This is a genomic window from Gordonia polyisoprenivorans (assembly GCF_017654315.1).
Lineage (GTDB): Bacteria > Actinomycetota > Actinomycetes > Mycobacteriales > Mycobacteriaceae > Gordonia > Gordonia polyisoprenivorans_A.
On the sequence record NZ_CP072203.1, the window covers coordinates 319,004 to 344,267 of the forward strand.

A 25,264-nucleotide genomic window follows, 5' to 3' on the forward strand; every position below is an offset into this window, starting at 1 on the left:
CTATGCTCGATTGCGTGAATGTGCGTGCGGGAATCGTGGTCACCGGAACCGAGGTCCTCACCGGTCGGATCTCTGACGCGAACGGCCCGTGGGTGGCCCGGCGCCTGCTCGAGCTCGGCGTCGACGTCGCCCACATCACCATCTGCGGCGACCGCCCGGACGACCTGACCGCTCAACTGCACTTCCTCGCCGCATCCGGGGTGGACCTCATCGTCACCACCGGCGGTCTGGGCCCGACGGCCGACGATCTCACCGTGGAGACGGTCGCCCGGTTCTGCGGACGCCCGCTGCATCTCGACACGGAGATGGAAACCCGTATCGCGCAGATCATCTCACGCTGGCAGCAGCAGCGAGGCGAGCCCGCGACGGAGTCGTCGCAGGCCGGCACCCGCAAGCAGGCGATGATTCCCCAAGGGGCGCAACCGATCCCTCCGGTCGGCACCGCGCCGGGAGTCGCGATACCCGCGGTCGCCGAGGACGCCCGCCGCGCACCGGCGATCCTCGTCCTGCCGGGTCCGCCGCGCGAGTTACAGGGCATGTGGGACGCGGCGATCGGTACCGAACCGATCGCGGCGGCGATCGCAGGACGCGGCGACTTCCGCGAACAAACCATCCGGGCCTTCGGGCTCTCGGAGTCCGACCTGGCCGCCACCCTGCGCACCATCGAACCCGGGATCGACGGCGCCGACGAGCTGGAGGTCACCACCTGCCTGCGCCGCGGTGAGGTGGAAATCGTGACCCGCTATCCGATCGGCGCCCAACCCGCCTACGACGCACTGGCCGGCGGATTACTCGAACATCATCGGACACAGATCTTTTCGGTCGACGGTTCCACCATCGACGATCTCGTCGCCGCGGCGCTGCAGGGCCGCAGTGTCGCCACGGCGGAGTCGTGTACCGGCGGTCTGATCGCGGCGCGCCTCACCGACCGCGCCGGGTCCTCGGACTATATGATGGGCGGGGTCGTCTCGTACTCCAACGAGGCCAAGGCCGGAATGCTCGACGTCCCAGCCGAATTGATCGCCGAACACGGCGCCGTCAGCGAGCCTGTCGCCGCGGCGATGGCCCAGGGCGCGGTCGGTCGCTTTGCTGTCGACATCGCCGTGTCGACCAGCGGGATCGCCGGCCCGGGTGGCGGAACCCCCGACAAGCCGGTCGGCACCGTCTGTTTCGGTGTTGCGCTGGCCGGTACGGCACCGCGCGCACGGACCCTGCACCTGCCCGGTGACCGTGCCGCCGTGCGCGAGCGGTCGGTGACCATCGCGATGCATATGCTGTACCGCGCGCTGCGCTGATCGAGGATCGCCCATTCCGGTGGTCGACAAACCCCATCGCCGGTGACCCGCCCGGTCGTCGGCTTCCCCAACCGATGGTCGAGGTGCGTAGGAGCGCCAGCGACGGAGCCTCGAGACCCCTAGCTACGGTGCTGGTTCCGCCCCACCAGCGTCCTTTGCCCGCGCACCGGGACGACGCGCGAGATCCCGGAGTAGGTCGAAATCGCCGTCGATCAACGCTCGCCGCTTGCCGCGTGACCACCCCTGTATCCGCTTCTCGAGCCGGTAAGCCTCCTCAACAGTCGGAAACTGCTCGCTGAACACGACCCGCACCGGACGACGGCGACTGGTGTACGCAGCACCCTTCCCGTCATTGTGTTCGTTCACTCGTCGGTCGAGATCCACGGTGCTACCGACGTAGTAGCTACCGTCGGAGCATTCGAGGATGTAGACGAAGCCGGGCATGGGGTCAGTATCGCGTGCGATCGAGCGCTGGCCGGAAATCTATCCACAGGTAGGGAAACAGCCTTGGCTGACGGCGGACGTTCCTATAACGTGTCAAGGGGTCTGGGAGACGTTTTTTGGGGTGTGGTCGAGGTCTTTGAGATCGGCTTTGAGGGCGTAGAACAGTTCGCGGGCGACGAGGCGTTTCATGGCGCGGATGATGTCTTTATCGGCCATTCCCTCGGCTCGTCGTTTTTCTCGGTAGGCGAGTGCTTTCTCGTGTTTACGTAACCGGCCGATGACCACGAGGTGGACCGCGGAGTTGGCGTGGCGGTCCCCACCGCGGTGCAGCCGCATCCGGCTGGTCTTCCCCGAGGACGCGGGGATCGGCGCGATCCCGGCCAGCCGCGCGAACTGCGCATCACTACCGATACGGTCCGGGCATTGCCCGACGGTCACCAACAACTGCGCGGCGATCATCGGACCGACCTGCGGGCGGGCCCGCAACCGCGGCGCGGCCCGGCGGGTCAGCGTGTTGAGTTGGGTGTCGTAGGCCTTGATCTCGGTATCGAGGTCACGAACCCGTCCGGCGATTCCCCGTAACGCGAGTTTCGCACCCTGTACCGGGTCACCCAACTCGCCACGATTGGGTCGCCACGACCAGATGACCGCCACCATTTTCCGGGTCGTCAACCCCGGTCAGCTTCTCCCGTAACACCGGTGCGGTGATCACCAGATCCCGGATCTGATTCAACGCGACACTACGCGCTTTGACCGCCGAAGCCCTTGCCGTGGACAGCATTCGGATCGACTCAACGATCCCGGAATGATCCTTCGGAGTGATATCGGCGCGCCCGGTCCGCGCCGCCTGCGCCGCGGTATAGGCATCAACCGGATCGGACTTGCCGACCGTGGCCCGCACCGTCGGATCCGGGCGGTTGAGTTCTTTGACGGTGTAACCATGCTCGCGCAGCACCGTGGTCAACCCCAACCCGTAACTACCGGTCTGTTCCACCGCGACCCGATGCACCCACCACTGGGCCAACCACTCCAGCATCGCCTCGTTCCCGGCCCGATCAGTACCGAACTGCGCGTCACTGATCTGCCGGCCATCATCGTCAACGATCCCGGCGTGGTGGGTGTCCTTGTGGGTATCGACCCCGGCATACACCGGTTGCGTCGACACCCCCTCTACAGTCATGCTCGACATTGCGGTTCCTGTCTCCTTCACTTCGGTGGAGGATGACTACGCCGGGTGAGGCAGACAGGACGGTGAAGAGTCGGACCAACCGCAGCCGACAGGTTCCTATGAAGTCATAACCTCACCCGGCCCAGTCATCACGAATCCAGGTGTCAATTCCGGGCTTCACCGAATGCCGACAGGTCCACTTGAAGACACCCAATTCGAGGTCAGTCTCGAGGTAAGTCAGAACACCCGGTCAAGCCCTACCCATATTCTCACCGTCTCGAGGCTCGTCGCTATCGCTCCTCACACCTCGACCAGCGGGGTTGGGTCGACCAGCGGGGTGGGTCTTTGACCGACGGTCGAGGTGCGTAGGAGCGCCAGCGACGAAGCCTCGAGACCCCGTGCTACGGCGCTGGTTCCGGGCCGCGCTGGGCGTCGGACCACAACTTCGCGATGATGTCGGACGCCGACCCGCCGCGAATGGAGGCGAATGAGGTTCCGGCCCAGAGGTTCACGTCGCGGCGCTCACCTGCGGCGACTGCGGCCTTGCGAAGCGGGCTCGTCAGATGGTGGACGGCGGGATACTCGGCAGGAGCGAGGGAGTCGTAGCTATCGACGAAGCTGTTGCGTATGGCCCGCGCCGGACGGCCCGAAAATGCCCGCGTGACAACAGTCTCCGCCGACGCCGGGCTCCGCAAAGCGGCGCGGTGCACCCCGTTGGTGCCCGCCTCGTCGGAGTCCAGGAGCGCGGTACCGATCTGCACGGCCGTCGCCCCGGAGGCCAGGGCCGCTGCGACAGCTCGGCCGTCGCCCACCCCGCCAGCGGCGATGACCGGAACTTCGGTCCTGGACAACACGTCTCGCACCAGATCCACCGTGGGGGTGTCGTTCGGCACCGCGTCGAGATCCAGGGTGCCCCGATGCCCGCCCGCCTCGGTTCCCTGCACGCACAGCACATCGACACCGGCGGCCACCGCACGATCGGCATCGTCGACACTCGCCACGGTCGCGATCACCGTGATGCCGGCGTCGTGCAGCCGACCAACGACATCGACCGCCGGAAGACCAAAGGTGAACGACACCAACCCAACCCGCCTCTCGGTGACGAGGTCGATCTTCGCGTCGAAATGATCGTCGTCGGCGCCGATGACGTCCGGTAGCGGCACACCGTAGCGTTCGGCCACCGGAGCCAGCGCATCCCGGTAGCGTTGCACGGCACCACGATCGCGGATCGGTGGTCCCGGCGTGAAGATGTTGACGCCGAACGGTATTCCCGCCTCGGCGACTGCGGTGATCTCCGATTCCAGGAGCTCGGGTGACTTGTATCCCGCTGCCAGGAAGCCGATCCCACCGCCGTGCCCGGCCGCAATCACCAGACCCGGCGTCGACGGACCACCCGCCATCGGGGCCGCGATGATCGGCACCTCGAGATCTCGAAGATCGAACATCCTCACTCCTGTCCCACCGCATGGTCGGTGACACCACCGGCGAATCGTCTGCGGTAGACGACCGGCGCCACCCCCACTGTCGTCGTGAAGTGGTGGCGTAGCAACGTCGCCGATGCGAATCCCGACAACCGGGCCACCTCCTCCACCGACGAATCGGTCGATTCCAGCAGGTTCTTGGCGTGCAGGACGCGCTGTTCGGTGAGCCACCGACGTGGCGGAATGCCGACCTCATCGACGAATCGGCGCGCGAAAGTCCGCCCCGACATGTGCATTCGGGCAGCGAGGGCATCGACGGAGATGTCACGGTCAAGGTGCGTGACCATCCAGTCCAGCAGTTCGCCGAAACCCTCGTCGACGCAGGTGGGCATGGGCGCATCGATGAACTGCCGTTGCCCGCCGTCGCGGTGTGGCGGCACCACCATGCGGCGGGCGATGCGATTGGCGATGGTCGGCCCCCACTCCTCGCGGACGAGATGCAGCGCGGCGTCGATGCCCGCGGCGGTACCCGCACTGGTGGTGATCGGGCCGTCGTCGACGAAGAGGACGTCGGTGTCGACCTCGGCTTCGGGGAACATCTGCGCGAGCTTGTCGCCGTAGCGCCAATGCGTGGTGCAGCGTCGCCCGTCGAGGAGTCCGGCAGCGCCGGCGACGAACGCTCCGGAGCAGACCGTCAGCGCCCGGCCACCGCGCTCGACCACCGTGCGCAAGGTGTCGAGGATCTCCTGCGGATACTCGCCGGAGGTGCTGCCCCCGGGGATCGCGACGAGGTCGACGTCGAGGCAGTCGTCGAGCGTGTACGGCGCGGCGATGGTCACGCCTCCGCCAACCTGCAGTGCCGCGTGCGGAGTCGGTGAGGCGACGCGAAAGTCGAAGGCGGGGACGCCGTCGTCGGTGCGATCGAGTCCGAACACCTCGTGCAGCACCCCGAACTCGAAGAGTGCGACGCGCCCGTAGAGCAGAACGGCAACAGAATTCAACACCCCACCAGTCTGGCAGATAATTTGCGAAGCGTGTCGCTTCGGCCACTGGTGGCAGGTAATTTATGGGCGCATTGTTTCTGTCATGACCACACTGATCGTTCTCCTCGCCGTACTCATCGTCGTCCCGACCGTCGTCATTGTCTACCGTGTGCACCGCAAAGTCGATGACGCACAACCCATTCCGCTGGGGCGTCTCGCCGGTCTCGCGGTCGGCGACGATCGTCCGTGGAAACGCGGACCGGACTCCGACCGTATCGCCGCGGAACTGCGCATACTCCATCTGCAACGGAGGGACTCGGCCTAGACACCCAAACATGGGATGTTAGGCTCTTTGCGTGCCGCCGCTGATCACCCCACCGCCCCGTACCAGTTCGCTCGTCGTCGATCGCATGCACGAGTTGATCCGGGACGGGGCGTGGGCCGTCGGAGCCCGAATCCCCGCGGAGCCCGAACTCGTCGAACAATTCGGCGTGGGCCGCAACACGATTCGTGAGGCGGTGCGCGCGCTCGAACACTCCGGGCTGCTGATGCCGCGCCGCGGTGACGGCACCTACGTGCGCAGCCGCAACGTTCTCGCCGCAGCGTTGGAACGCTGCGCTCCCGACCCCGAGATCACCGATCTGCTGAGCACCCGGCGGGCACTGGAGACCGAGGCCGCCGACCTCGCTGCCCTGCGCGCCTCGGCAGCCGACGTCACCCGGCTGCAGAACAAGCTCGACGCGGCGCTCGCCGCCATCGCCGCCGGAGATCTGCGCCGCTACGCCCGGCTCGACATCGAGTTCCACGCCACCATCGTCGAGATCTCGGGCAACCGGCTGCTGATCGAACTCTATGAAGGTGTCGGCGAGGTGATGCGCCGCACGCATGAGGCGATTGCCGCGGCAGCGGTCGACGACGGACATCCCGACGGTCACCGCGAGGTCGTCGCGGCGATCGCCGCCGCCGACCCGGCGGCGGCACGCGCGGCTGTGCACGTCTACCTCGACCTCGCCCACGAGATCGTCCGATGAGCGTGACCAACATCGCGCCCGCGACGTCGGAATCGCGTGGACGCCGTCCACTCGGCACGGTGATCACCGCGGTCGGCGTGATGCTGGTGGCCGCGAATCTGCGGCCCGTCGTCGTGTCGGTGGCACCGCTGATCGACGAGATCACCCGCGACGAAGGCTTTTCCAGCGCCACCGCCGGCCTGCTGACCACCCTTCCCGTTCTGTTCTTCGGGCTCAGCGCGCCCGTGGCGCCACGGTTGGCAGCCCGGTTCGGGATCGAACGCACCATCTTCGGGGCTCTGCTCCTGCTGACTGTTGGCACCCTCATGCGCCTGATCCCCGGTGCGCCGATGCTGTTCATCGGGTCGGCGGTGGTCGGTGCCGCGATCGGTATCTGCAACGTGGTGTTGCCTGCGCTGATCAAACGCGATTTCGCCCATCGGTCGGGATTGATGACCGGGTTGTATTCGATGACGCTGTCCGGCGGTGCCGCCGTCGCCGCCGGAATCACCGTGCCCCTCGACAATGCGCTGGGCAACAACTGGCGGCTCACGATCACCTCGTGGGCGATTCTCGCCGTGATCACCGTCGTCATCTGGGCACCGCAGATCGTCCAGCACCGTCCGGAAACGGTCGCCGGCACCGGATCGTTGCGCCGCAACACGATTGCGTGGGCGATCACCGTATTCATGGGCGCACAGTCGCTGGTGTTCTACACCTTCACCGCCTGGCTGCCCGCATTTCTCATCAGCGAGGGACATTCGCGGGCGTCGGCCGGCACCATCCTGGCCATCGGTCAGGTCGTCGCGCTGCTGGCGTCGTTACTCATCCCGATCATCGCCGGGCGCTACCGGGACCAACGTCTGATCACGCTCGTCGTGATCGTCCTGTGCGGAATCGGATTGGTCGGACTCCTGCTCAGCGACCACGCCACACTGCTGTGGACGATGCTGGTGATGTTCGGCCCCGGATCGTCGATCAGCCTCGCGCTGCTGTTCATGGTGCTGCGAAGTTCCTCGGCCGAGCAGACCGGCCAGGTGTCGGGAATGGCGCAATCGGTCGGCTACATCCTGGCCGCATTCGGGCCCATCGCCGTGGGAGCACTGCATGATTCGACCGGATCGTGGACGATCGCGCTGTCGGTGCTGGCGATCCCGCTACTCGCGCAGGCTGCCTCGACCCTGATCGCCGGGCGCGATGTGAAGATGAACTGACCTCTCCCCTTCCCTTTCACTGTAACCCGCCGGTGGGGGCTTGCCGCAAGGCCCCATCTCGGGTTCACAATGGCGCCCATGGTTTTTCGCGCCTCGTGCGATCCTGCCGTCATCGGTGACGACGACCGGCATTTCGCCGTCATCACCGCCCACCTCACCCACACCATCGCCGACCTCACCGCACGCCTCGACGCACTACGTCTCGCCGACGGCGGTGGCGGCCGCCGCGCACTCGACCGTGACCTGGAGATCCACGAGACGAATCGCCGGCTCCGTGTGTTGCGCCGGTACAGCCTGGATCTGTGCCTCGGACGTATCGTGCGCACCGACGGCACCACCAGCTACATCGGCCGCATCGGGATGACCGATCGTGGCGGCGAACAACTACTGGTCGACTGGCGCACCCCGGCGGCCGCACCGTTCTTCGCCGCCACCCACGCCGATCCCCAGGGATTGTCGAGTCGGCGGCGGTACCGGTGGAGTCGGGGACGGGTCGTCGACTTCTGGGACGAATCATTCGACGGTGAGATCGCACATCTCGCGCTCGACGACGATTCGGCGTTCCTCGCCGGCCTCGGCGCTTCCCGCGAGCCGCGGATGCGAGATGTGTTGGGCACCATCGCCGCAGACCAGGACGCCATCATCCGGGCCGACAGTAGCGGTGCTCTCGTCGTCGACGGCGGCCCCGGCACCGGAAAGACCGTGGTCGCGCTGCATCGTGCGGCGTATCTGCTCTACGCCGACCCGCGGCTGGCGGGCAATCGCGGTGAACTTCTGGTCGTGGGTCCTCACGAGGAGTACCTCGGGTACATCTCCGACGTCCTGCCCAGCCTCGGCGAGGACGGCGTCCGCACCTGCACCCTGCATGACCTCGTACCCGAAGGTGACGGTGCGACAACCGAATCCGATCCCCTCGTCGCCACACTCAAGGACGGCCTCGACCCGATCGCCATGATCGAACGGGCCGTCGCCTTCTACGAACAGCCGCCCACCAACACCGTGGAAGTCGAGACCCCTTGGGGTGAAACGGAACTCACGGCTGCCGAGTGGGCCGAGGCCTTCAGCACCCGGGAGCCCGGCACCAGCCACCACGAGGCACGCGAACAGGTGTGGGACGCACTCACCCACATCATCGCCGACGGTCTCGATACTCGTGATCTGCCCCGGCTCCGTCGAGCGTTGGCCGGCAACGACGACGTCGTCTCCGCGTTCACCACGGCATGGCCGATTCTCGACGCCCCCACCCTGGTCGGCGATTTGTGGTCGGTGCCGGCGTACTTGCGTCTGGCCGCGCCGGAGCTGAACGCCACTGCACTCCGAACATTGCAGCGGGACAACCCGACCGCGTGGACCACCTCGGATGTCCCGTTCCTCGATGCGGCGCGGCGTCGGCTCGGCGATCCCGGCTTCTCCCGACGCCGACGCCGGCGTGAGGCGGTGTTGGCAGCCGGTCGAGACGCGATGGATCGCGTTGTCGACGACCTCCTTGCCGCACACACCTTCGACGACGGCGAAGGTCTCGCGCCGATGCTGCGCGGCGAGGATCTACGGAACTCACTGGTCGACGACTCCGATGCGCCTGGCGCCGAACATGATCCATTGGCCGGGCCGTTCGCCCACATCATCGTCGACGAGGCGCAGGAGTTGACCGACGCGCAGTGGTCGATGCTGGTGGCACGCTGCCCGTCTCGCAGCGTCACCGTGGTCGGCGACCGCGCCCAGTCGCGGCGCGGATTCACCGAAAGCTGGCCGGAGCGATTGCGCCGGGCCGGATTCGGCGAGGTCCGTGTCGCCGGTCTGTCGATCAACTACCGCACGCCCGAGGAGATCATGGCGCAGGCCGCGCCGGTGATCACGACCGCGATACCCGACGCGAATGTCCCGACCTCCATCCGGAGCAGCGGCATAGAGGTCGGCCACGGCACCGTCGCCGACCTCGCTGCGATCCTCGACGAGTGGGAGCGGACTCATCCCGAGGGTGTCGCCTGCGTCATCGGCGATCCGAGCAGCCTGCCGGCACCGATCCACCGCCCGCGCGTGCGGACGCTCGCGCCCGAGCGCGTCAACGGTCTCGAGTTCGACCTGGTGGTTCTCGTCGCGCCGGATCGCTTCGGTGCCGGCATCACCGGCGCCGTCGACCGTTACGTCGCGATGACCCGCGCCACCCAACAGCTGGTGATCCTCTCCTGAGCGGACCTACGCCAGGCTTGCACATCCCTCAATTTTCCATAGACTATTTTTTACAGAGTTGAGAGGAACACTGCTATGGCCATCAAGCTGTCCGTCGAAGAAGAAGCCATCGTCAAGACCGTTCGCGACTTCGTGGACAAGCAGGTGCGTCCGGTCGTGCGTGAACTCGAGCACGCCAACACCTACCCCGAAGAGCTCATCGAAACGATGAAGGAGCTCGGGATCTACGGTCTCGCCATCCCCGAGCCCTACGGCTTCGCGCAGGTGTCGATGCCCTGTTATGCGCAGGTCACCGAGGAGTTGGCCCGCGGCTGGATGAGTCTGGCCGGGGCGATGGGCGGGCACACCGTCGTCGCCAAGCTGCTGCTCACCTTCGGCACCGAGGAGCAGAAGCAGAAATATCTGCCACGCATGGCCACCGGCGAGCTGCGCGCGACCATGGCGCTCACCGAACCGGGCGGGGGTTCGGACCTGCAGAACATGCGGACCGTTGCGGCCAGAGAGGGTGACGAGTACGTCATCAACGGGTCCAAGACCTGGATCAGCAACGCCCGCAAGTCCGGTCTCGTCGCATTGATGTGCAAGACCGATCCGGCCGCGCAGCCCGCACACACCGGCGTCTCGATCCTGCTGGTCGAGAAGGTGCCCGGCTTCACCGTCTCCAAGGATCTACCCAAGCTCGGGTACAAGGGCGTGGAGAGTTGCGAACTGAACTTCGACGGCGCCCGCGTTCCCGTCGACGCCGTGCTCGGTGGCGTGGAGGGCAAGGGCTTCGCTCAGATGATGAAAGGACTGGAGACCGGCCGCATCCAGGTGGCCGCCCGCGCGACCGGCGTGGCCCGCGCCGCCTTCGACGACGCGCTGCAGTATGCACAGGACCGCGAGAGCTTCGGCCAGCCGATCTGGAAACACCAGGCCGTCGGCAACATGCTCGCGACGATGGGCACCAAACTCGCCGCCGCCCGCAGCCTGCTGCTCGACGCCGCCGAACGCGTCGACACCGGCAAACGCGCCGACATGGAAGCCGGTATGGCCAAACTGTTCTGCTCGGAGACCGCCATGGAGATCGCCCTCGACGCGGTGCGCATCCACGGCGGATACGGCTACTCCACCGAGTACGACGTCGAACGGTATTTCCGCGACGCACCCCTGATGATCGTCGGCGAGGGCACCAACGAGATCCAGCAGAACGTCATCGCCAAGCAGCTCGTCAAGCGGGGTGGGTTGGACCTCTGAGCGTCGGGTTCGCGTGTCACACTCGACACCGACGAGCGCACGACAACCCGAGATCGCGCGAAACGGGTCCGAGAATGCAAGGAGCACAGCACATGTCGCCACTCTATTTCGAGGATCTCGCCGCGGGCCAGCGGTACCCGGGAACAACCACCGCCCGGATCACCGCCGACGACATCCGCGCCTTTGCCGAGAAGTACGATCCGCAGCCGTTTCATCTGAGCGATGAAGGCGCGGCAGGCTCGGTGTTCGGATCGCTGGCGGCCAGCGGATGGCATACCGCGGCGATCACCATGCAGTTGCTCGTGGCGAGCGAGTTCCGGCCGGCCGGCGGAATCGTCGGCGCAGGTTTCGACGAGCTGAGCTGGCCGCGACCGGTACGCCCGGATGACGAGCTGCGTGTCGAGAGCGATGTGCTCGAGGTCAGGCCGTCGCGGTCGAACCCGCGAGTCGGAATCGTCAAGCTCCGCACTGTGACCTTCAACCAGGATGACAAACCCGTACAGACGTCCGTGGGCAACATCGTGGTCCCGACCCGCAGCGGATCACCGGAGACCGACGCTCCCGCCTGACCGCCGCCGGCTGGACGGCGGATTGCTCACGTGGGCAGTGGAGCATTCGCTCCGGCGCCCGGCCCGCGGCGCACCGTCACCGATCCCCGATCAACGTGCTCACCACACTCGGAGCACACCGGCTCGAGCGTCGTCGTGTGACCGCAGCCGGTGTGCACGAGCTCGACCGGAGCGCCGTCGGGTGCCGACCACTTGTCGCCCCATTGACGCAGGGCGTTGATCACCGTCCACAGATCGCGGCCTTTGTCGGTCAATCGGTAGTCGTAGCGAACCGGATTGTCCTGGTATGGATCCCGGATCAGGATTCCATGCTCGACGAGCGTGTCGAGTCGCTGGGTGAGCACGTTGCGAGCGATACCCAGACGGGTCGAGAAGTCTTCGAAGCGCGTCACGCCGAACAGCGCGTCGCGAATGATGAGCAGCGTCCACCACTCACCGACGACCTCGAGGGTCTGCGCGACCGAACAATTCATCCCGGAGAAGCTGGCGCGGCGCATGCGTCGAGTCTAGTGGGTTGCGTCAGACAACTCAATCTGCTTTCCTCAGTTTCGTCACGAAACTCACGACTGAGGAGACCCCGATGACCGACGTGGCTCATGCCCAGGAATCCGGCGTCGCGTCGGCTCCTCGGCGCCCCGCATTGATTCTGGCGTTGCTGTCGCTCGCGGCCTTCATGGCGAGCCTGGATGTGTTCATCGTGAACGTGGCGTTCGAGGACATCGGACGCGACTTCCACGGCGTCTCACTGTCGGAACTGTCGTGGGTGCTCAACGCGTACACCATCCTCTACGCCGCGCTGCTCGTACCCGCCGGCCGGATCGCCGACCGCTACGGACGCAAGGCCGGCTTCTTGATCGGTGTCACGATCTTCACACTCGCCAGCGCGGCATGTGCTGCCGCTGAGGGTATTTGGTGGCTGGTGGCGTTTCGCGCCGTCCAAGCGGTCGGGGCTGCGATCCTGACCCCGGCCAGCCTCGGACTCGTCGTCGCCGCCATGCCGACAGAGATCCGCGCGCGGTCGGTGCGGATCTGGGCCGCGACCGGCGCAGTGGCCGCGGCCCTCGGGCCGGCCGTCGGCGGTGTACTGGTGGAGGCCTCCTGGCGGTGGGTGTTCCTCGTCAACCTGCCCGTGGGCGTGCTCGCGCTCGTCGGGGGCGCGGTGTTGCTCCCGCGATCACGCAACGAGGCCGACGAGCACCTGCCGGATCTTCTCGGCGCCGGTTTGCTCGCGATCACCATCGGCGCGTTGACCCTCGGCCTCGTCGAGGGGCCGACCTGGGGGTGGACCGACGACCGGATTCTGCTGGCGTGGGCCGTCACCGTCGTCGGACTGATCGGTTTCCTGATCAGTTCGGCACGACACCGAGAACCGGTGATCGATCCGAATCTGTTGCGCGTGCGCGCATTCTCCTTCGCCAACATCACCGCCGTACTTTTCTCCATCCCGTTCGCCGGTGCGCTGCTCGCGAACATCCTGTGGATGCAGCAGGTATGGGGGTACTCGGCAATCAAGACCGGATTCGCGGTCTCTCCCGGACCACTGATGGTCCCGATCTTCGCCGCCGTCGGGCACCGTCTCACCGCCCGGATTCCGGTCGGTGTGGTCATCGCTGCCGGCTGTGCACTGTTCGGCCTCGGTGGTCTGCTGATCTCGCTGTCGATCTCGTCGACACCCGCCTACGCGACGGCACTAATGCCGGGCTGGCTGATAGGCGGAGTTGGTGTGGGCCTGGCGTTGCCTGCGATCCTGTCCTCGGCGACGGTGGATCTGCCTGCCACACAGTCGGCGACGGGCAGCGCCGTGGTCAACATGAGTCGCCAGATCGGAATGGCCTTGGGCGTGAGCGTCCTCGTCGCCATCATCGGCAGTCCCGTCGGATACGACGCCGTCCATGCGGTCTTCCAGCACGCATGGTGGACACTGGCCGTCGTTGCGGCAGCGGGTGCGATCACGGCACTCGGAATGACGCCTCGGCGGGGCGGCTCCGAGGCGTAGTAGGTGGACATCTGAGAAATCCTCCCGTCGCGGGCGGTGACACGTCCTTCCCATGGCCGAGGCGAACGGAGCGCCGGCGACGAACCCCGAGGCCGCCGACGCCGATGCGGTAAGGGCGCAGTACGAATACAGATTCCACATGAGCGGACGAAACGCCCGATTTTTCGGGGTCAAGCACCGCTCACGTGGAATCTGTATTCGTAGTGGCCTCAGGCCGGGGTCAACGGATGGCTCGAATCCGGTTCCGCGCGGCCCGCCGGCTCACCCACCACGCTGCCACACGCGCTCTCCGTCTTCGTCGCGACGACCACTCAGGCTCAGTCCGAGCGATCGCGCGATGCTCTCGGACGCAACGTGACCTGGCGCAATATGTGCCGTGACCACCGCCGTCGAGTACGCCGAGGTGAGCTCGGCGTCGAATGCGCCCATCATCTCGGTTCCCACGCCACGCCCACCGAACGAGGTGGACACGATGTAGGCGAGCGTGATGTCGTTGGCGGTGAAATCCGCATTCAGTGCAATCGTCGCTTGGCACAGTCCGACGAGGAGATCGGTGTCGCGCATTCGCGCCACCATGTTGACCCAGCGCGTCAGCGGATTGGGCGATCCTGTCAACCATCTTTCGACTCTGGCTCGTGCATCGACAACGGAGGCCGGACGGTCACCGATGAATGTGTAGATCTCGCCATCCATCAACATGTCGACGAGTTCGTCGACATCCGCATGCGCCAGATCGACAATGGTGAGACGGCGTGTCGTCATCATTGCTCTCCCCGCATTGCTTTCCCACCACTGCCGACTACATGTGCCGACGCTACTAGGCTCACCGACGTGCCCGCCGCCGAATATCACGAGATCGTCCGCACCCGAGACCGGGTACGGCTGGCGGTGCAGGTGCGCGGGTCCGGCCCGACACTGCTGCTCCTGCCCGGCCAGACCAACAATCACCACTGGTGGGATCGCACCCGCGGCGACTTCGACGCCCACCACACCACGGTCACCTTCGACTATCGCGGGACCGGCGCGAGTGGCTCCGGTGGCGAACGCTACAGCACGCGATTGTTCGCCGAAGATGCTCTGGCGGTAATGGATTCGCTCGCCATCGACAAGTTCGCGGTGTACGGCACATCGATGGGCGGTCGTGCCGCGCAGTTCCTGGCGGCATCGGCACCACGTCGAGCGCGGCGGCTGGTCCTCGGATGCACCACGCCCGGTGGGGTTCATGCCGTCGAACGAGACGAGTCGGTGCGTCGTGCCCTGGCCGGTCCGGACGCAACCGCGGCGCTGTTGGACTACATGTATTCGCCGCAGTGGCGTGCCGCCAACCCCGGCCCATATCACGTACTCGGCGATCCGGACATGTCCGACGCCGACCGGCGGGCGCACCTGCTGGCGAGCAATCGACACGATGCGTGGGCGGTCCTGCCCGACATCACGAGTCCCACCCTGATCCTGCACGGCACCGATGACCTGATGGCGCCGGTGGCCAACGCCGAGATACTCGCCGAGCGCATCCCCGACGCCCGCGCACACGTCCTCGACGGCGCCCGACACGCCTACTTCGACGAATACCGTTCGCAGACAGTGCCTCTCGTTCTGGACTTCGTGACCGGCTAGGCTGGGTGCCATGCGTTTCGGCATCTGCATCCTGCCCGATCTGACCTGGCGAGAGTCGCGGCCCCTGTGGCAGCGCGCCGAGGAGATGGGCTTCGATCACGCCTGGACCTACGACCACCTGGTCTGGGGTGGCCTGCCCGACTCCCGCTGGTTCTCCTGCATCCCGACGCTGACAGCCGCCGCGACCGTCACCCGACACATCGACCTCGGTGCGTTCGTCGTCTCCCCCAACTTCCGCCATCCGGTCGCGTTCAGTCGCGAGGTCGCCACCCTGGTCGACATCTCCGACGGCCGCTTCCTGCTCGGCCTCGGCGCCGGCGGCACCCCCGATGACACCGTCCTGGGCGGCGACCGCCTCCCGCCCAAGCAACGCGTCGACCGCCTACAGGAGTTCACCCTGCTGCTCGACCGCACCCTTCGCGACGATCACGTCGATGCGGACGGCCAGTACTACCGCGCCCGTGACATGCGGCTGGTCGGCGAACCGGTACGGCCGCGCGTGCCATTCCTGTTGGCGGGCAACGGTCCCCGATCAGTGCGCTTCGCCGCACGGCACGGCAACGGCTGGATCACCACCGGTACGCCGTCGGAGACCGTCGCCGACTGGTTCGAGGGGATCCGCGCGAGCTGCGATGTGCTCACCGAGACGCTCGGCAAGGACGCGATCACCGAGGCGTTCCCCCGCTACCTGAGTCTCGACGCCTCGCCACGCAACGCGCTGGAGAGCGTCGACCTCTTCGACGAAATGGTCGGACGCGCATCGTCTTTGGGATTCACCGACGTCATCGTGCACTGGCCGAGATCCTCGGAGCCCTACCTGGCTCCCGACCACGTCCTCGACGAGGTTGCCGCCCGACTGCAACCCGGGCGTACCGGCGCCGTCGATGTGACAGACTGATCGGTCATGAGCAAGGGCACACCGATAGCGGGCAAGGTCATCGCCATCACCGGCGGCGCAGCGGGCATCGGACGCGAGATCGCCCGGCACCTCGCCGACGCCGGGGCACGGGTGGCCATCGGCGATCGCGACCTTGACGGTGCGCGTGTCACGGCGAGTGAGATCCCGGGCGAGGCACATGCTTTCGCGCTCGATGTCACCAGTACCGAGTCTTTCGAGGCCTTTCTCAATGCGGTCGAGTCGTCCGTCGGACCAATCGACGTCCTGGTGAACAACGCCGGGGTCATGTGGGTCGGCCCCTTCGACGCCGAGACCGATGCGGCAGCCGACGCGATGCTGGCGGTCAACCTGCACGGCGTGATCCGCGGGGTGCGGCTCACCGCGCCGCGGATGCGACACCGCGGACACGGCCACATCGTCACCATCGCTTCTGCCGCTTCCAAACTCGCCCCTCCCGGCGAGGCGACGTATGCCGCGAGCAAGCACGGCGTGCTCGGCTACCTGACCGCAGTCCGTGAGGAACTCCGCGGCTCCGGGGTTCTCCTCACCGCCGTCATGCCGACCGTCGTCGACACCCAACTCGCTGCGGGCACCGCGACCGGTTCGGCAGCCATACTGCAGCCGGCCGACGTCGCCGCCGCCGTCGTCGCGGCGATCGAGAAGCCGCGATTCGAGGTGACCCTGCCCTCCTTCGTGGGTCCCGCGGTGCGGGCCGCAGGGCTGCTCCCGCAGGCGATCCGAGATCTGTTGATGCGCCGGATGGTGCCCAACCAGGTTGATGCGGTGCGCAATTCGACGACGCGGGCCGAGTACGAAGCCAAAGCTCTGGGCGACTAGGGCACCCCGATACCGGTGGCGATCCGAAGTTGTTCGGGGTCACGCCCGTTGGCGGCATTCATGTCGCATCGCACCGTCCCGTAGCCCTCCGGCAGACCGTGCCCGTAGCCGTCCCCGTTGGTGTACTGGTGGGCGATCATATGTCTGTGCAGATCGTCTGTGCCGGCCGGAAATGACGGAAGGGCCCCATAGGACGGGATGACGAAACCGATCGGTGGCCGCACCCGCCAGATGCGGGCGTCATTCGGGTTGAGGTAGCCGATGACGCGGCGGGGCCGGCCGTCGATGTGCGGACCACGCCAGTCACCGAGTCCCCACACCAGACGGTTGATGGAATCGCTGTTGTCGCTCCGGATCTGGCCGCCCCACGATTCCACGTCGACCATCGACACCACGTCGGGTCGGTTCTCGCCCTGCATCTCGATGTGCGTGGTCATCGCGTCTCGCCAATTGGATCGGTAGACGCAGTACACGATCAGCCCGCGCAGTCGACGGGAGTCCAACCAGGAGCGGGCGATCGTCCAGTTCTCCTGGAAGTGTCGGTCCCGATAGGTCCCGTCGTTGGACCGGATGGACAGCCACCGGTACGGGTAGGAGTCGTCGAGCACGGGCTGCCATTCGGAGATGTCGGCGAATAGGGTGTCGGTCATGGTCCTCCCTCAATAACCACCGAAGACACTCGGCAAACCTCGCGACTCGCGACTCTCAGCAACTCGACAACCGGATGTCAGGAATCGGTTAGACCCAGGTCACATGCTCAGTTCATGCGACTGATCATGGGAATCCACCTGACCGACGACCAGGTGGTCGTCGTCACCGGGACGGCGGCCTCGGTCGCCGGCTCGCATCCCGGTCCGCCGCACCTCTCGTCGCATCCGGCGCGGTTGTACTGGCCGGCGTCCGCGGCACCGCGCTGGTCTCGTCCCGCCGACAACCCCGACGACGTCTATGGCCACTTCTTGACCCGCATCGCCGACCTGACCGCGGTGCGCACCGCGTCGGGTCGCTGCCGTGCTCCGCATCAATTGGTCACCGCAGCACTGCATGTGGCGATCGATGGCACCGAGCGCGCCGACCACGGGCACGTGGTGTCGGTGACGATCGCCCATCCTCCGCACTGGTCGGCCGAGCAGATCGGGATACTCCGACGTGCCGCGGGCCGCGGGGTCGGTGCGACCACGAGCGTGTCGGTGGTCTCCGAGTGCGCCGCGATCTCCCGTTGTGTGCGCTGGTCGGCGCAGATGGGTACCGCCGATCTCGTCGCCGACCATCCCACATTCCTGGGCGCGTGGGGTGCGGCGATGCTCGCCGCCACCATCGTCACCAAGGTGCCGGTACCCACCGACCGGACCGCGCGCAGATCGGTTCGCACCGCCCCCGCGCACCGCATGGCGACGATCACCCATCCGATGCGCCGCATCGTCGATTCCTCCGTCGCCGACCTGCGATTACGGTGGAACGCGCTGGGTCACGCCTGACCCGGCGCCGTTCTCACCGTCGCGAAAGGTCTCCCACATGCATTCACCTCTGGACATCGCCACCACCGGGGCGACCCAGATCTGGACGATCAACAAGCCCGAGGTCGGCAACGCGATAACCGACGTGGAGTTCGTCGAGGCCTTCGAGGCGGCGGTCGACGCCGCCAACGCCGACCTGGAGATCAGGGCGATCATCCTGACCGGCGCGGGCAAGATCTTCTCCGCGGGCGGCAACGTCAAGGAGATGGCCGACCGGACGGGCATGTTCGGCGTCGACGAGCGAGCGCAGCGACGCGCCTACGTGGCAGGCATCCAGCGTCTGCCGCGGGCCCTGGCTCGCCTCGAGGTGCCGATCATCGCCGCGGTCAACGGTGCGGCCGTCGGCGCGGGCTGCGACCTGGCGATGATGTGCGACATCCGGATCGCCTCCGAGCGCGCGTCCTTCGCGGAGAGCTTCGTGCAGGTCGGGCTGATCCCGGGCGACGGGGGAACATGGTTCCTGCCGCGTGCAGTCGGATATGAGCGGGCCGCGGAGATGACGTTCACCGGCGACCGCGTGGATGCCGCGACGGCGGCCGAGTGGGGCATGGTGAGCCGCGTGGTCAGCCCCGACGATATCCTCGGCGAGGCCCGTACGCTCGCCGAACGCATCACCAAGAACCCGGCCGAGGCGCTGCGGATGGCCAAGCGCCTGCTGCAGGAATCACGAACCAGCCCTTTGGAATCGGTCCTCGGCATGGCCGCGGCGATGCAACCCCTGGCCCATCTCTCACCCGAGCACACCGAGCGTGTGAAGAAGTGGCGCTCCCGCTGACGACACCTGGCAACCATTGACATTCTCAACGATTGCCTTCTATCGTGATCTCGATTACATCGGGCGATCGAGGAGTACACGATGCGCAATCAAGGCGTGGGCACGTGGCCGCTACGGGCCTCACGGCAGTCGCCGGACACCGAGGCCATCGTCTTTCGTGACCAGGCGATCACCTATCCCGAACTCGACGAGCGCACCACGCGGCTCGCCCACGCTCTCGCCGACCTCGGCGTCGGACGTGGCGACCGCGTCGCGCTGCTCAGCGCCAACCATCCCGCGTATCTCGAGGCGCTCTTCGCGGCCGGCTTGCTCGGCGCCATCCTGGTGCCGCTCAACGCCCGGCTGACCACTCCCGAAGTCACCTACGCCCTGACCGATTCCGGCGCCACGGTGCTGATCCACTCCGCGGCGTTGGCGGACGTGGCGATCGCGGCCACGGCCGAGGCCGGCGTGGCCATCCGCATGGTCGTCGACGGCGATCCCGACCAGGACGCCGTCGGCTACGAGACCAGCATCGCCGCCGCATCCACCGACCGCATCGATCTGGCGGTCGCCCACGACGACCCGTGCTTCATCATGTACACCTCGGGAACCACCGGGAACCCGAAAGGTGTTGTCCTGAACCACGGGACGGTGACCTTCGCGGTCCTCAACCCGATCCTCGACCTCGACCTGCGCAGCGACGAGGTCGCACTGGTCGTGGCACCGTTGTTCCACACGGCCGCATTGAATTTCATCTCGCTGCCCGTCCTGCTGAAGGGCGGCACCGTGGTGATCGAGGAAGGCTTCGAGCCGGGCCGGGTGCTGCGGGTGATCGCCGAGCGCAACGTGACCTACGGCTTCGGGGTACCCACCATGCTCGACGCCATGAGCTCCCACCAGGACTGGGGCTCGGCCGATCTGAGCTCCATCCGCCGCTGGATCGTTGCCGCGGCACCGGTTCCGCCCCGCACTCTGCACACCTACACCGAACGCGGCATCGCACTGTGCCAGGGCTACGGGCTGACCGAGACCGGGCCCGGTGCGCTGGTCCTCACCCCGTCGCACACCGCCCGCAAGCTCGGAAGTGCCGGTGTCCCACACTTTTTCACCGACGTCCGGGTCGTCGGACCCGACGGGGACGAAACCGCACCCGGCGAGCGCGGCGAGATCCAGATCCAGGGCTCCAACGTCATGGCCGGCTACTGGAATCGCCCCGACGCGACCGCCGCGGCATTCACCGACGACGGCTGGTTCCGTTCCGGCGACGTCGGCGTCCGCGACGACGAGGGCTACATCACCATCGTCGACCGCCTCAAGGACATGATCATCTCCGGCGGCGAGAACATCTACCCGGCCGAGGTCGAGGCCGTCATCCTCTCCATGCCCGGAGTGGTGGCATGCGGGGTGTTCGGGATTCCCGACGACAAGTGGGGTGAAGTCGGTTGTGCGGCCATCACCCTGGACGAGGGCGCGACGCTGACCCACGAGCAGCTCGCGGCGTTCCTGGGTGAACGGTTGGCGCGGTACAAGATCCCGAAGTCGATGGTGGTGCTCGATGAGATACCGCGCAATGCCACCGGCAAGATCCGCAAGGACCGGCTACGGTCGATGTTTTCCGCCGCGCCCGTCCACGCCTGAGAAGGCGATGCGACGCAACAGTTCCCGTGCCGCCGCCACGTACCCCGCATCGGTGCCGGTCACGTACTCGGCCGTCACCGCGGCGCTGCGCCTGCGGGCCTCGTCGCACAGCTCCGCCCCCGCCTCGGTCGCGACGATGAGCTTGTTGCGCCGGTCATTGATGTCGGTGGTGCGCTGCACCAGCTTCCGGTCCTCGAGATCGTCGACGAGAGCGACGATCTGACTGGGGTCGAGACCCACCACGGTGGCCAGACGACGCTGGGTGATGCCGTCGGGTTCGTCGCAGACGGCCGCGAGCGCGCTGTACCCACGCACCTTCAGCCCCAGGGGCGCGATGGCGCGATTGGTCTCCTTGCTCAGCACCACGCTGGCGCGAGCCATCAAGAAGCCGAGATCGTCGTCGAGCATTCGCCGGGATGTCATGGGCCCTCCCATCGTCGGGAGCACGTTACCACTTCCACAATCATTGATTTTCTCAATGATTAGCGTTCTAATCGAACTCGTACCCCGTGCCTGAGGAGGCAACCATGGATCTGAACGGAAAAGTCGCCGTCGTGACCGGCAGTGGGCAAGGACTCGGTCTGGCCTACGCCCGCGAACTCGCCCGCCGCGGAGCGGCTGTCGTCGTCAACGACGTCTCGGAGCAGACCGCGCAGGCAGCGGTCGCCACGATCACCGACGATGGCGGCCGCGCCGTCGCCGTGGTCGCACCCGTCGGATCGACGGAGACCGCACAGGCGCTGGTCGCCGCAGCCGTGGACACCTTCGGACGCCTCGACGTCATGGTCACCAACGCCGGCATCCTGCGCGACAAGGTGCTCTGGAAGATGACCGACGAGGACTTCGACGCCGTCATCGACGTGCACCTCAAGGGCACCTTCACGTGCGCACGCGAGGCCGTGCTGCGATTTCGTAAGCAGGGCGACGGCGGCCGGATCATCTGTATCGGGTCACCCGCCGGGCAGCGCGGCAACTTCGGGCAGACCAACTACTCCGGCGCCAAGGCCGGCATCGTCGGCATGGTCCGCACCTGGGCGATGGAACTGAAGAAGGCCGGGATCACCGCCAACGCCGTCTGCCCGGTCGCGGTCACCGCGATGACCGCCACGATTCCGATCTTCAAGCCGTTCATCGACGAGGCCGAGCGGACCGGCTCCCTGCCCGACGTCATCCGCCGCGAGGTCGGGATGGGCACCCCCGATGACGTTGCGGGCCTCATCGCGTTCCTCGCCTCCGATGCCGCCGCCGACATCACCGGCCAGGCCATCTCCGTCGGCGGTGACCGGATCGCCCTGTGGACGCACCCCGAACTGTCCGAAACCGCCTATCACGACGGCGGTTTCAGTGCCGAAGATGTCGCCGAGGTCTGGCCGAACACCTTCGCCACTCAGCTCGAGACAGTCGGCGAGGAGTTCCCCGACGAAGTGTTGGCGGCCGCGAAATGAGTACCCGGTACGAGTGCGCGGTCGACTTCGACGCCATCGACGCCATCGACATCCACACCCACGTCGAAATCGACGGCTGCGGGCATCGTTCGCTCGACGACGAGTTGATGGCCGCCTCCGAGAAGTATTTCCGCTCCGGCGAAGAGCGCACGCCGGGAATCGAATCCATCGCCGAGCACTACCGGCAACGCAACATGGCAGCGGTGGTGTTCACCGTCGACGCGCACTCGGCGTCGGGTCACTCGCCGAACTCGGTGGAGGAGATCGCCCAGCGCGCAGCGGAGTTCAACGACGTCCTGATCCCGTTCGGTTCCGTCGACCCGCTGCAGGGCAAGGCGGCGGTCAAGCGCGTGCACCGGCTCGTCGACGAATTCGGCGTGCGGGGCTTCAAGTTCCATCCGAGCATGCAGGGTTTCGAACCCAACGACCGCCGGTACTACCCGGTCTTCGAGGCCATCACCGAGGCCGGCGTGCCCGCACTGTTCCACACCGGGCAGACCGGAATCGGCGCCGGCTTACCCGGCGGACACGGCATCAAGTTGCGCTACTCCGATCCGATGCTGCTCGACGATGTCGCCGCCGACTTCCCCGACCTCACCATCGTCATGGCACACCCGGCGGTGCCGTGGGTCGACGCCCAGATCTCGATCGCCACGCACAAGGCCAACGTCTACATCGATCTGTCCGGCTGGTCGCCCAAGTACTTCCCGCCCCAGTTGGTCAAGGCCGCCAATTCGATGCTGCGCCACAAGGTCCTGTTCGGATCGGACTTTCCGGTCATTCAGGTCGACCGATGGCGCAAGGACTTCGCCACCCTCGACATGAAGCCCGAGGTGCTGCCGTTGATCTTCAAGGACAACGCACTCACCGTCCTCGGCGTCAAACACTGAAACCCCACCCAGAGAAGGACTCGTACCGATGACCACCGCGTCACCCACCACCACACACCTGGCCACCCTCGCCGAGCTCGACGATCTCGTCGGCACCGTCCTCGGCGTCAGTTCGTGGCTCGAGGTCACCCAGGAACGCATCAACACCTTCGCCGACGCCACCGGCGACCACCAGTGGATTCACGTCGACCCCGAGCGCGCTGTTGCCGAGAGCCCGTTCGGCGGGCCGATCGCCCACGGATACCTGACGCTGTCACTGATCATCCCGATGTGGGGTGAGGTGCTCGCCGTCGACAGCGTGACGATGGCGGTCAACTACGGGCTCAACAAGGTTCGGTTCACCAACCCCGTACCCGCCGGCGGACGCGTGCGCCTCAAGGCGACTCTGGCCAAGGTGGAGCACCTGCCCAAGGGTGGCGTCCAGGTCACCGTCGAGGGCGTCATCGAACTCGAGAACAGCGAGCGTCCCGCCGTCGTCGCCGAGGTCGTGTACCGCTACTTCGAGTGATTTGCCGGTTTTCGCCTACACCGGCCGAACGACTTCGCGTCATTGAATGACGTCGCAGGGCAACCGGTCTGGATATTCTGCCCGGGTGAGAACGAACATCGCCAAGCCACGCCGCCGCATGGCCGTGGCCTGTGTCGCGGCGGCCGCATTCGTCGCGGTCGCCGCGAGCGCGTGCGGCACCTCCACCGCCCCGACACCCGCCACCCCGGCGACACCGCAGATGACGGTGGCGGCGGATGCCGCGAAAGTCGATTTCGCGTCCGCTGATTCGGCGACGATCACCCCCGGCGTCCAGACCTACACCGGCGATGCGCAATGCACCACCAACTACGTCTTCGTCGACAAATCCGGCAACGTCTACCTCGGACAGGCCGCACACTGTTCGGGAACGGGTAAGGACACCGAGACCAACGGATGCCAGAACAACAGCCTGCCGATCGGCACCGCCGTCACCTTCAACAAGGGCGGCAACCCGATCACCGGCGTGGGCACACAACTCGGTGCCGGCACCCTGGTCTACAACAGTTGGCTCACCATGCATCAGAAGGGCGAAACCGATCAGAACACCTGCAGTTTCAACGATCTCGCACTGATCAAGGTGAACCCGGACGACGTCGGCAAGGTCAATCCGTCAATACCGTTCTGGGGCGGACCCACCGGCATCAACACCGACGGCACAACCCCCGACGCGAAGATCTACAGCTACGGCAGTTCGAGCCTGAAGTTCGGATTCAAGAAGCTGTCCAAGCAACACGGGACCAGCAAGGCCGACCAACCCGCCGACAACGGCTGGTCACACATCGTGGAGATGCGTTTCCCAGGCATCCCCGGAGACAGCGGTAGCGCCTATCTCGACGCGCAGGGTCGCGCCCTCGGTGTGCTCTCCACGATCGGCCTGGCGCTACCCCCGCTCAACAACATCGGCGACATCAGCCACGAATTGCAGTACGCACGAGCCAATTCCGGGATCGATGGGCTTCAGCTGGTACTCGGGACCGCACCGTTCAAGGGCGAGTAGGCACCAACGACGCCACTTCAAGCAACGGCCGAGCAAAGAGCTGATCGAGATGATACTGAATGACCTCGGCGGCTTGTTCCGGCGTACGTTGGTCTACCAGAATGCTGGTGCCAAGGCCGTTGACCATCGTCACCAGCCTGGTGGCCTCCAGCTCGGGCGCTACGTGCGCAGGCAACTGTCCGTCGTCGACGGCGCGCTTCAGGGCTTCGGCCAGTATGCTCTCAAGGCGGTTGATCCCACTGACGAAAGGCTCGTCAGAGATCTTCGTGTCTGTCATTGCCAACACGGCGTAAGACATGCCGACTCGATGAAAGGCGCGGCTGGCTTCATCGGTCGGTAGCGCCTCGAGCAGGAACGTCTCGATGACAGCTCGGGTTGGGGGTGGATCGTCATACTCGGCGAGCCGCTGGGCCCAGCGATCGTGACTACTGCGTTCGAGGTAGCGCAACGCCCCGACCATCAGCTCTTCTTTCGTGTTGAAGTAGTACTGGATCAGCCGTAGCGACACGCCCGCTTCCGCGGCCACCGATCGCATGGTCACAGCGTGTAGACCGTCGCGCCCGGCGACCCGCACCAACGCTTTGGCTATCTCCGCCCGGCGCGCGGTGTGGTC

General features: G+C 66.4%; 26 protein-coding genes and 1 pseudogene. 18 read left to right on the plus strand and 9 right to left on the minus strand.

All coding sequences use genetic code 11. The annotated features are described in order from the left end of the window. Positions 1 to 2: 2 nt before the first annotated feature. A complete protein-coding gene (locus J6U32_RS01525; RefSeq protein ID WP_208793246.1) occupies positions 3 to 1,295 on the plus strand; it encodes a competence/damage-inducible protein A in 1,293 nt (430 codons plus the stop codon). Between the two features lie 123 nt (positions 1,296 to 1,418). Here the strand turns inward: J6U32_RS01525 and J6U32_RS01530 are convergent, their stop codons facing one another. The 4 genes and pseudogenes from J6U32_RS01530 to J6U32_RS01545 all read right to left on the minus strand — a co-directional run bounded on the left by J6U32_RS01530 (position 1,419) and on the right by J6U32_RS01545 (position 5,332). Further along, positions 1,419 to 1,739, minus strand: coding sequence for a GIY-YIG nuclease family protein (locus tag J6U32_RS01530; RefSeq protein WP_208793247.1), 321 nt, complete (start codon positions 1,737 to 1,739; stop codon positions 1,419 to 1,421). A 93-nt stretch (positions 1,740 to 1,832) separates the two neighbouring features. Next, a pseudogene (locus J6U32_RS27755) lies at positions 1,833 to 2,928 on the minus strand (IS110 family transposase). A 380-nt stretch (positions 2,929 to 3,308) separates the two neighbouring features. Further along, positions 3,309 to 4,352 carry a nitronate monooxygenase gene (locus J6U32_RS01540; protein WP_208793248.1) on the minus strand — a complete coding sequence of 348 codons (1,044 nt, stop codon included), beginning with the start codon at positions 4,350 to 4,352 and terminating at the stop codon, positions 3,309 to 3,311. Positions 4,353 to 4,354: 2 nt separating this feature from the next. After that, positions 4,355 to 5,332, minus strand: a complete 978-nt coding sequence (locus J6U32_RS01545) for a GlxA family transcriptional regulator (protein WP_208793249.1) — start codon at positions 5,330 to 5,332, stop codon at positions 4,355 to 4,357. A gap of 82 nt (positions 5,333 to 5,414) precedes the next feature. On the opposite strand from J6U32_RS01545, the gene J6U32_RS01550 reads away from it, so the two are divergent. The 6 genes from J6U32_RS01550 to J6U32_RS01575 all read left to right on the plus strand — a co-directional run bounded on the left by J6U32_RS01550 (position 5,415) and on the right by J6U32_RS01575 (position 11,530). Next, a complete protein-coding gene (locus J6U32_RS01550) occupies positions 5,415 to 5,636 on the plus strand; it encodes a hypothetical protein (protein WP_208793250.1) in 222 nt (73 codons plus the stop codon). A 31-nt stretch (positions 5,637 to 5,667) separates the two neighbouring features. Then, positions 5,668 to 6,342, plus strand: a complete 675-nt coding sequence (locus tag J6U32_RS01555) for a FadR/GntR family transcriptional regulator (RefSeq protein WP_208793251.1) — start codon at positions 5,668 to 5,670, stop codon at positions 6,340 to 6,342. Continuing rightward, positions 6,339 to 7,535, plus strand: a complete 1,197-nt coding sequence (locus J6U32_RS01560; protein ID WP_208793252.1) for a CynX/NimT family MFS transporter — start codon at positions 6,339 to 6,341, stop codon at positions 7,533 to 7,535. The genes J6U32_RS01555 and J6U32_RS01560 overlap by 4 nt, the downstream gene beginning before the upstream one ends. Positions 7,536 to 7,604: 69 nt before the next feature. Beyond that, positions 7,605 to 9,725, plus strand: a complete 2,121-nt coding sequence (helR, locus tag J6U32_RS01565) for an RNA polymerase recycling motor ATPase HelR (RefSeq protein ID WP_280118968.1) — start codon at positions 7,605 to 7,607, stop codon at positions 9,723 to 9,725. A 75-nt stretch (positions 9,726 to 9,800) separates the two neighbouring features. Continuing rightward, positions 9,801 to 10,961: an acyl-CoA dehydrogenase family protein gene (locus J6U32_RS01570; protein ID WP_208793254.1), complete on the plus strand. Its 1,161-nt coding sequence runs from the start codon at positions 9,801 to 9,803 to the stop codon at positions 10,959 to 10,961. A 92-nt stretch (positions 10,962 to 11,053) separates the two neighbouring features. Beyond that, positions 11,054 to 11,530, plus strand: coding sequence for a MaoC family dehydratase (locus tag J6U32_RS01575; RefSeq protein WP_208793255.1), 477 nt, complete (start codon positions 11,054 to 11,056; stop codon positions 11,528 to 11,530). 26 nt (positions 11,531 to 11,556) lie between these two features. Here J6U32_RS01575 and J6U32_RS01580 read toward each other — a convergent pair whose 3' ends face one another. Then, complete coding sequence (locus J6U32_RS01580; RefSeq protein ID WP_208793256.1) at positions 11,557 to 12,027, minus strand: winged helix-turn-helix transcriptional regulator; 471 nt, start codon at positions 12,025 to 12,027, stop codon at positions 11,557 to 11,559. An 83-nt stretch (positions 12,028 to 12,110) separates the two neighbouring features. Between J6U32_RS01580 and J6U32_RS01585 the strand changes: the two genes are divergently transcribed. Continuing rightward, positions 12,111 to 13,526: a DHA2 family efflux MFS transporter permease subunit gene (locus J6U32_RS01585; protein WP_208793257.1), complete on the plus strand. Its 1,416-nt coding sequence runs from the start codon at positions 12,111 to 12,113 to the stop codon at positions 13,524 to 13,526. Between the two features lie 261 nt (positions 13,527 to 13,787). Here J6U32_RS01585 and J6U32_RS01590 read toward each other — a convergent pair whose 3' ends face one another. Then, positions 13,788 to 14,378, minus strand: coding sequence for a GNAT family N-acetyltransferase (locus J6U32_RS01590; RefSeq protein ID WP_208793258.1), 591 nt, complete (start codon positions 14,376 to 14,378; stop codon positions 13,788 to 13,790). Between J6U32_RS01590 and J6U32_RS01595 the strand changes: the two genes are divergently transcribed. From J6U32_RS01595 to J6U32_RS01605, 3 genes are read left to right on the plus strand one after another with little or no spacing between them, the layout of a single operon-like run. After that, on the plus strand, positions 14,358 to 15,143 hold the full coding sequence (locus tag J6U32_RS01595; protein ID WP_208793259.1) for an alpha/beta fold hydrolase: 786 nt from the start codon (positions 14,358 to 14,360) through the stop codon (positions 15,141 to 15,143). The genes J6U32_RS01590 and J6U32_RS01595 overlap by 21 nt on opposite strands. Before the next feature lie 10 nt (positions 15,144 to 15,153). Continuing rightward, positions 15,154 to 16,041 (plus strand): LLM class flavin-dependent oxidoreductase, encoded by an 888-nt coding sequence (locus J6U32_RS01600; RefSeq protein WP_208793260.1) that lies wholly within the window; start codon positions 15,154 to 15,156, stop codon positions 16,039 to 16,041. Positions 16,042 to 16,047: 6 nt separating this feature from the next. Beyond that, positions 16,048 to 16,878: an SDR family oxidoreductase gene (locus J6U32_RS01605; protein WP_208793261.1), complete on the plus strand. Its 831-nt coding sequence runs from the start codon at positions 16,048 to 16,050 to the stop codon at positions 16,876 to 16,878. Here the strand turns inward: J6U32_RS01605 and J6U32_RS01610 are convergent. After that, positions 16,875 to 17,528, minus strand: a complete 654-nt coding sequence (locus tag J6U32_RS01610; protein ID WP_208793262.1) for a hypothetical protein — start codon at positions 17,526 to 17,528, stop codon at positions 16,875 to 16,877. The genes J6U32_RS01605 and J6U32_RS01610 overlap by 4 nt on opposite strands. A 114-nt stretch (positions 17,529 to 17,642) precedes the next feature. Here J6U32_RS01610 and J6U32_RS01615 point away from each other — a divergent pair, with 114 nt between their 5' ends. The 3 genes from J6U32_RS01615 to J6U32_RS01625 all read left to right on the plus strand — a co-directional run bounded on the left by J6U32_RS01615 (position 17,643) and on the right by J6U32_RS01625 (position 20,790). After that, positions 17,643 to 18,356 (plus strand): hypothetical protein, encoded by a 714-nt coding sequence (locus J6U32_RS01615; RefSeq protein WP_208793263.1) that lies wholly within the window; start codon positions 17,643 to 17,645, stop codon positions 18,354 to 18,356. Between the two features lie 37 nt (positions 18,357 to 18,393). Further along, entirely contained in the window at positions 18,394 to 19,170 is a 777-nt protein-coding gene (locus J6U32_RS01620) for a crotonase/enoyl-CoA hydratase family protein (RefSeq protein WP_208793264.1), read from the plus strand. Between the two features lie 81 nt (positions 19,171 to 19,251). Further along, positions 19,252 to 20,790 carry an acyl-CoA synthetase gene (locus tag J6U32_RS01625; RefSeq protein ID WP_208793265.1) on the plus strand — a complete coding sequence of 513 codons (1,539 nt, stop codon included), beginning with the start codon at positions 19,252 to 19,254 and terminating at the stop codon, positions 20,788 to 20,790. Here J6U32_RS01625 and J6U32_RS01630 read toward each other — a convergent pair. Further along, positions 20,752 to 21,213, minus strand: coding sequence for a MarR family winged helix-turn-helix transcriptional regulator (locus J6U32_RS01630; RefSeq protein ID WP_208793266.1), 462 nt, complete (start codon positions 21,211 to 21,213; stop codon positions 20,752 to 20,754). The genes J6U32_RS01625 and J6U32_RS01630 overlap by 39 nt on opposite strands. A 104-nt stretch (positions 21,214 to 21,317) precedes the next feature. On the opposite strand from J6U32_RS01630, the gene J6U32_RS01635 reads away from it, so the two are divergent. The 4 genes from J6U32_RS01635 (at position 21,318) to J6U32_RS01650 (ending at position 24,651) form a co-directional block, all read left to right on the plus strand. Further along, on the plus strand, positions 21,318 to 22,235 hold the full coding sequence (locus J6U32_RS01635) for an SDR family oxidoreductase (protein WP_208793267.1): 918 nt from the start codon (positions 21,318 to 21,320) through the stop codon (positions 22,233 to 22,235). Next, the gene (gene couO / locus J6U32_RS01640; protein ID WP_208793268.1) at positions 22,232 to 23,125 is read left to right on the plus strand and encodes a 4-hydroxyphenyl-beta-ketoacyl-CoA hydrolase; all 894 of its coding nucleotides are present in this window, start codon (positions 22,232 to 22,234) and stop codon (positions 23,123 to 23,125) included. Before J6U32_RS01635 ends, couO begins: the two co-directional genes overlap by 4 nt. Positions 23,126 to 23,153: 28 nt before the next feature. Next, a complete protein-coding gene (gene couM / locus J6U32_RS01645) occupies positions 23,154 to 23,633 on the plus strand; it encodes a p-hydroxycinnamoyl-CoA hydratase (protein ID WP_006368761.1) in 480 nt (159 codons plus the stop codon). Positions 23,634 to 23,718: 85 nt separating this feature from the next. Beyond that, positions 23,719 to 24,651, plus strand: coding sequence for a hypothetical protein (locus J6U32_RS01650; protein ID WP_244332482.1), 933 nt, complete (start codon positions 23,719 to 23,721; stop codon positions 24,649 to 24,651). Here J6U32_RS01650 and J6U32_RS01655 read toward each other — a convergent pair. Next, positions 24,638 to 25,186: a TetR/AcrR family transcriptional regulator gene (locus J6U32_RS01655; RefSeq protein WP_244332871.1), complete on the minus strand. Its 549-nt coding sequence runs from the start codon at positions 25,184 to 25,186 to the stop codon at positions 24,638 to 24,640. The two genes, J6U32_RS01650 and J6U32_RS01655, sit on opposite strands and share 14 nt — an antisense overlap. Between the last annotated feature and the right edge of the window lie 78 nt (positions 25,187 to 25,264).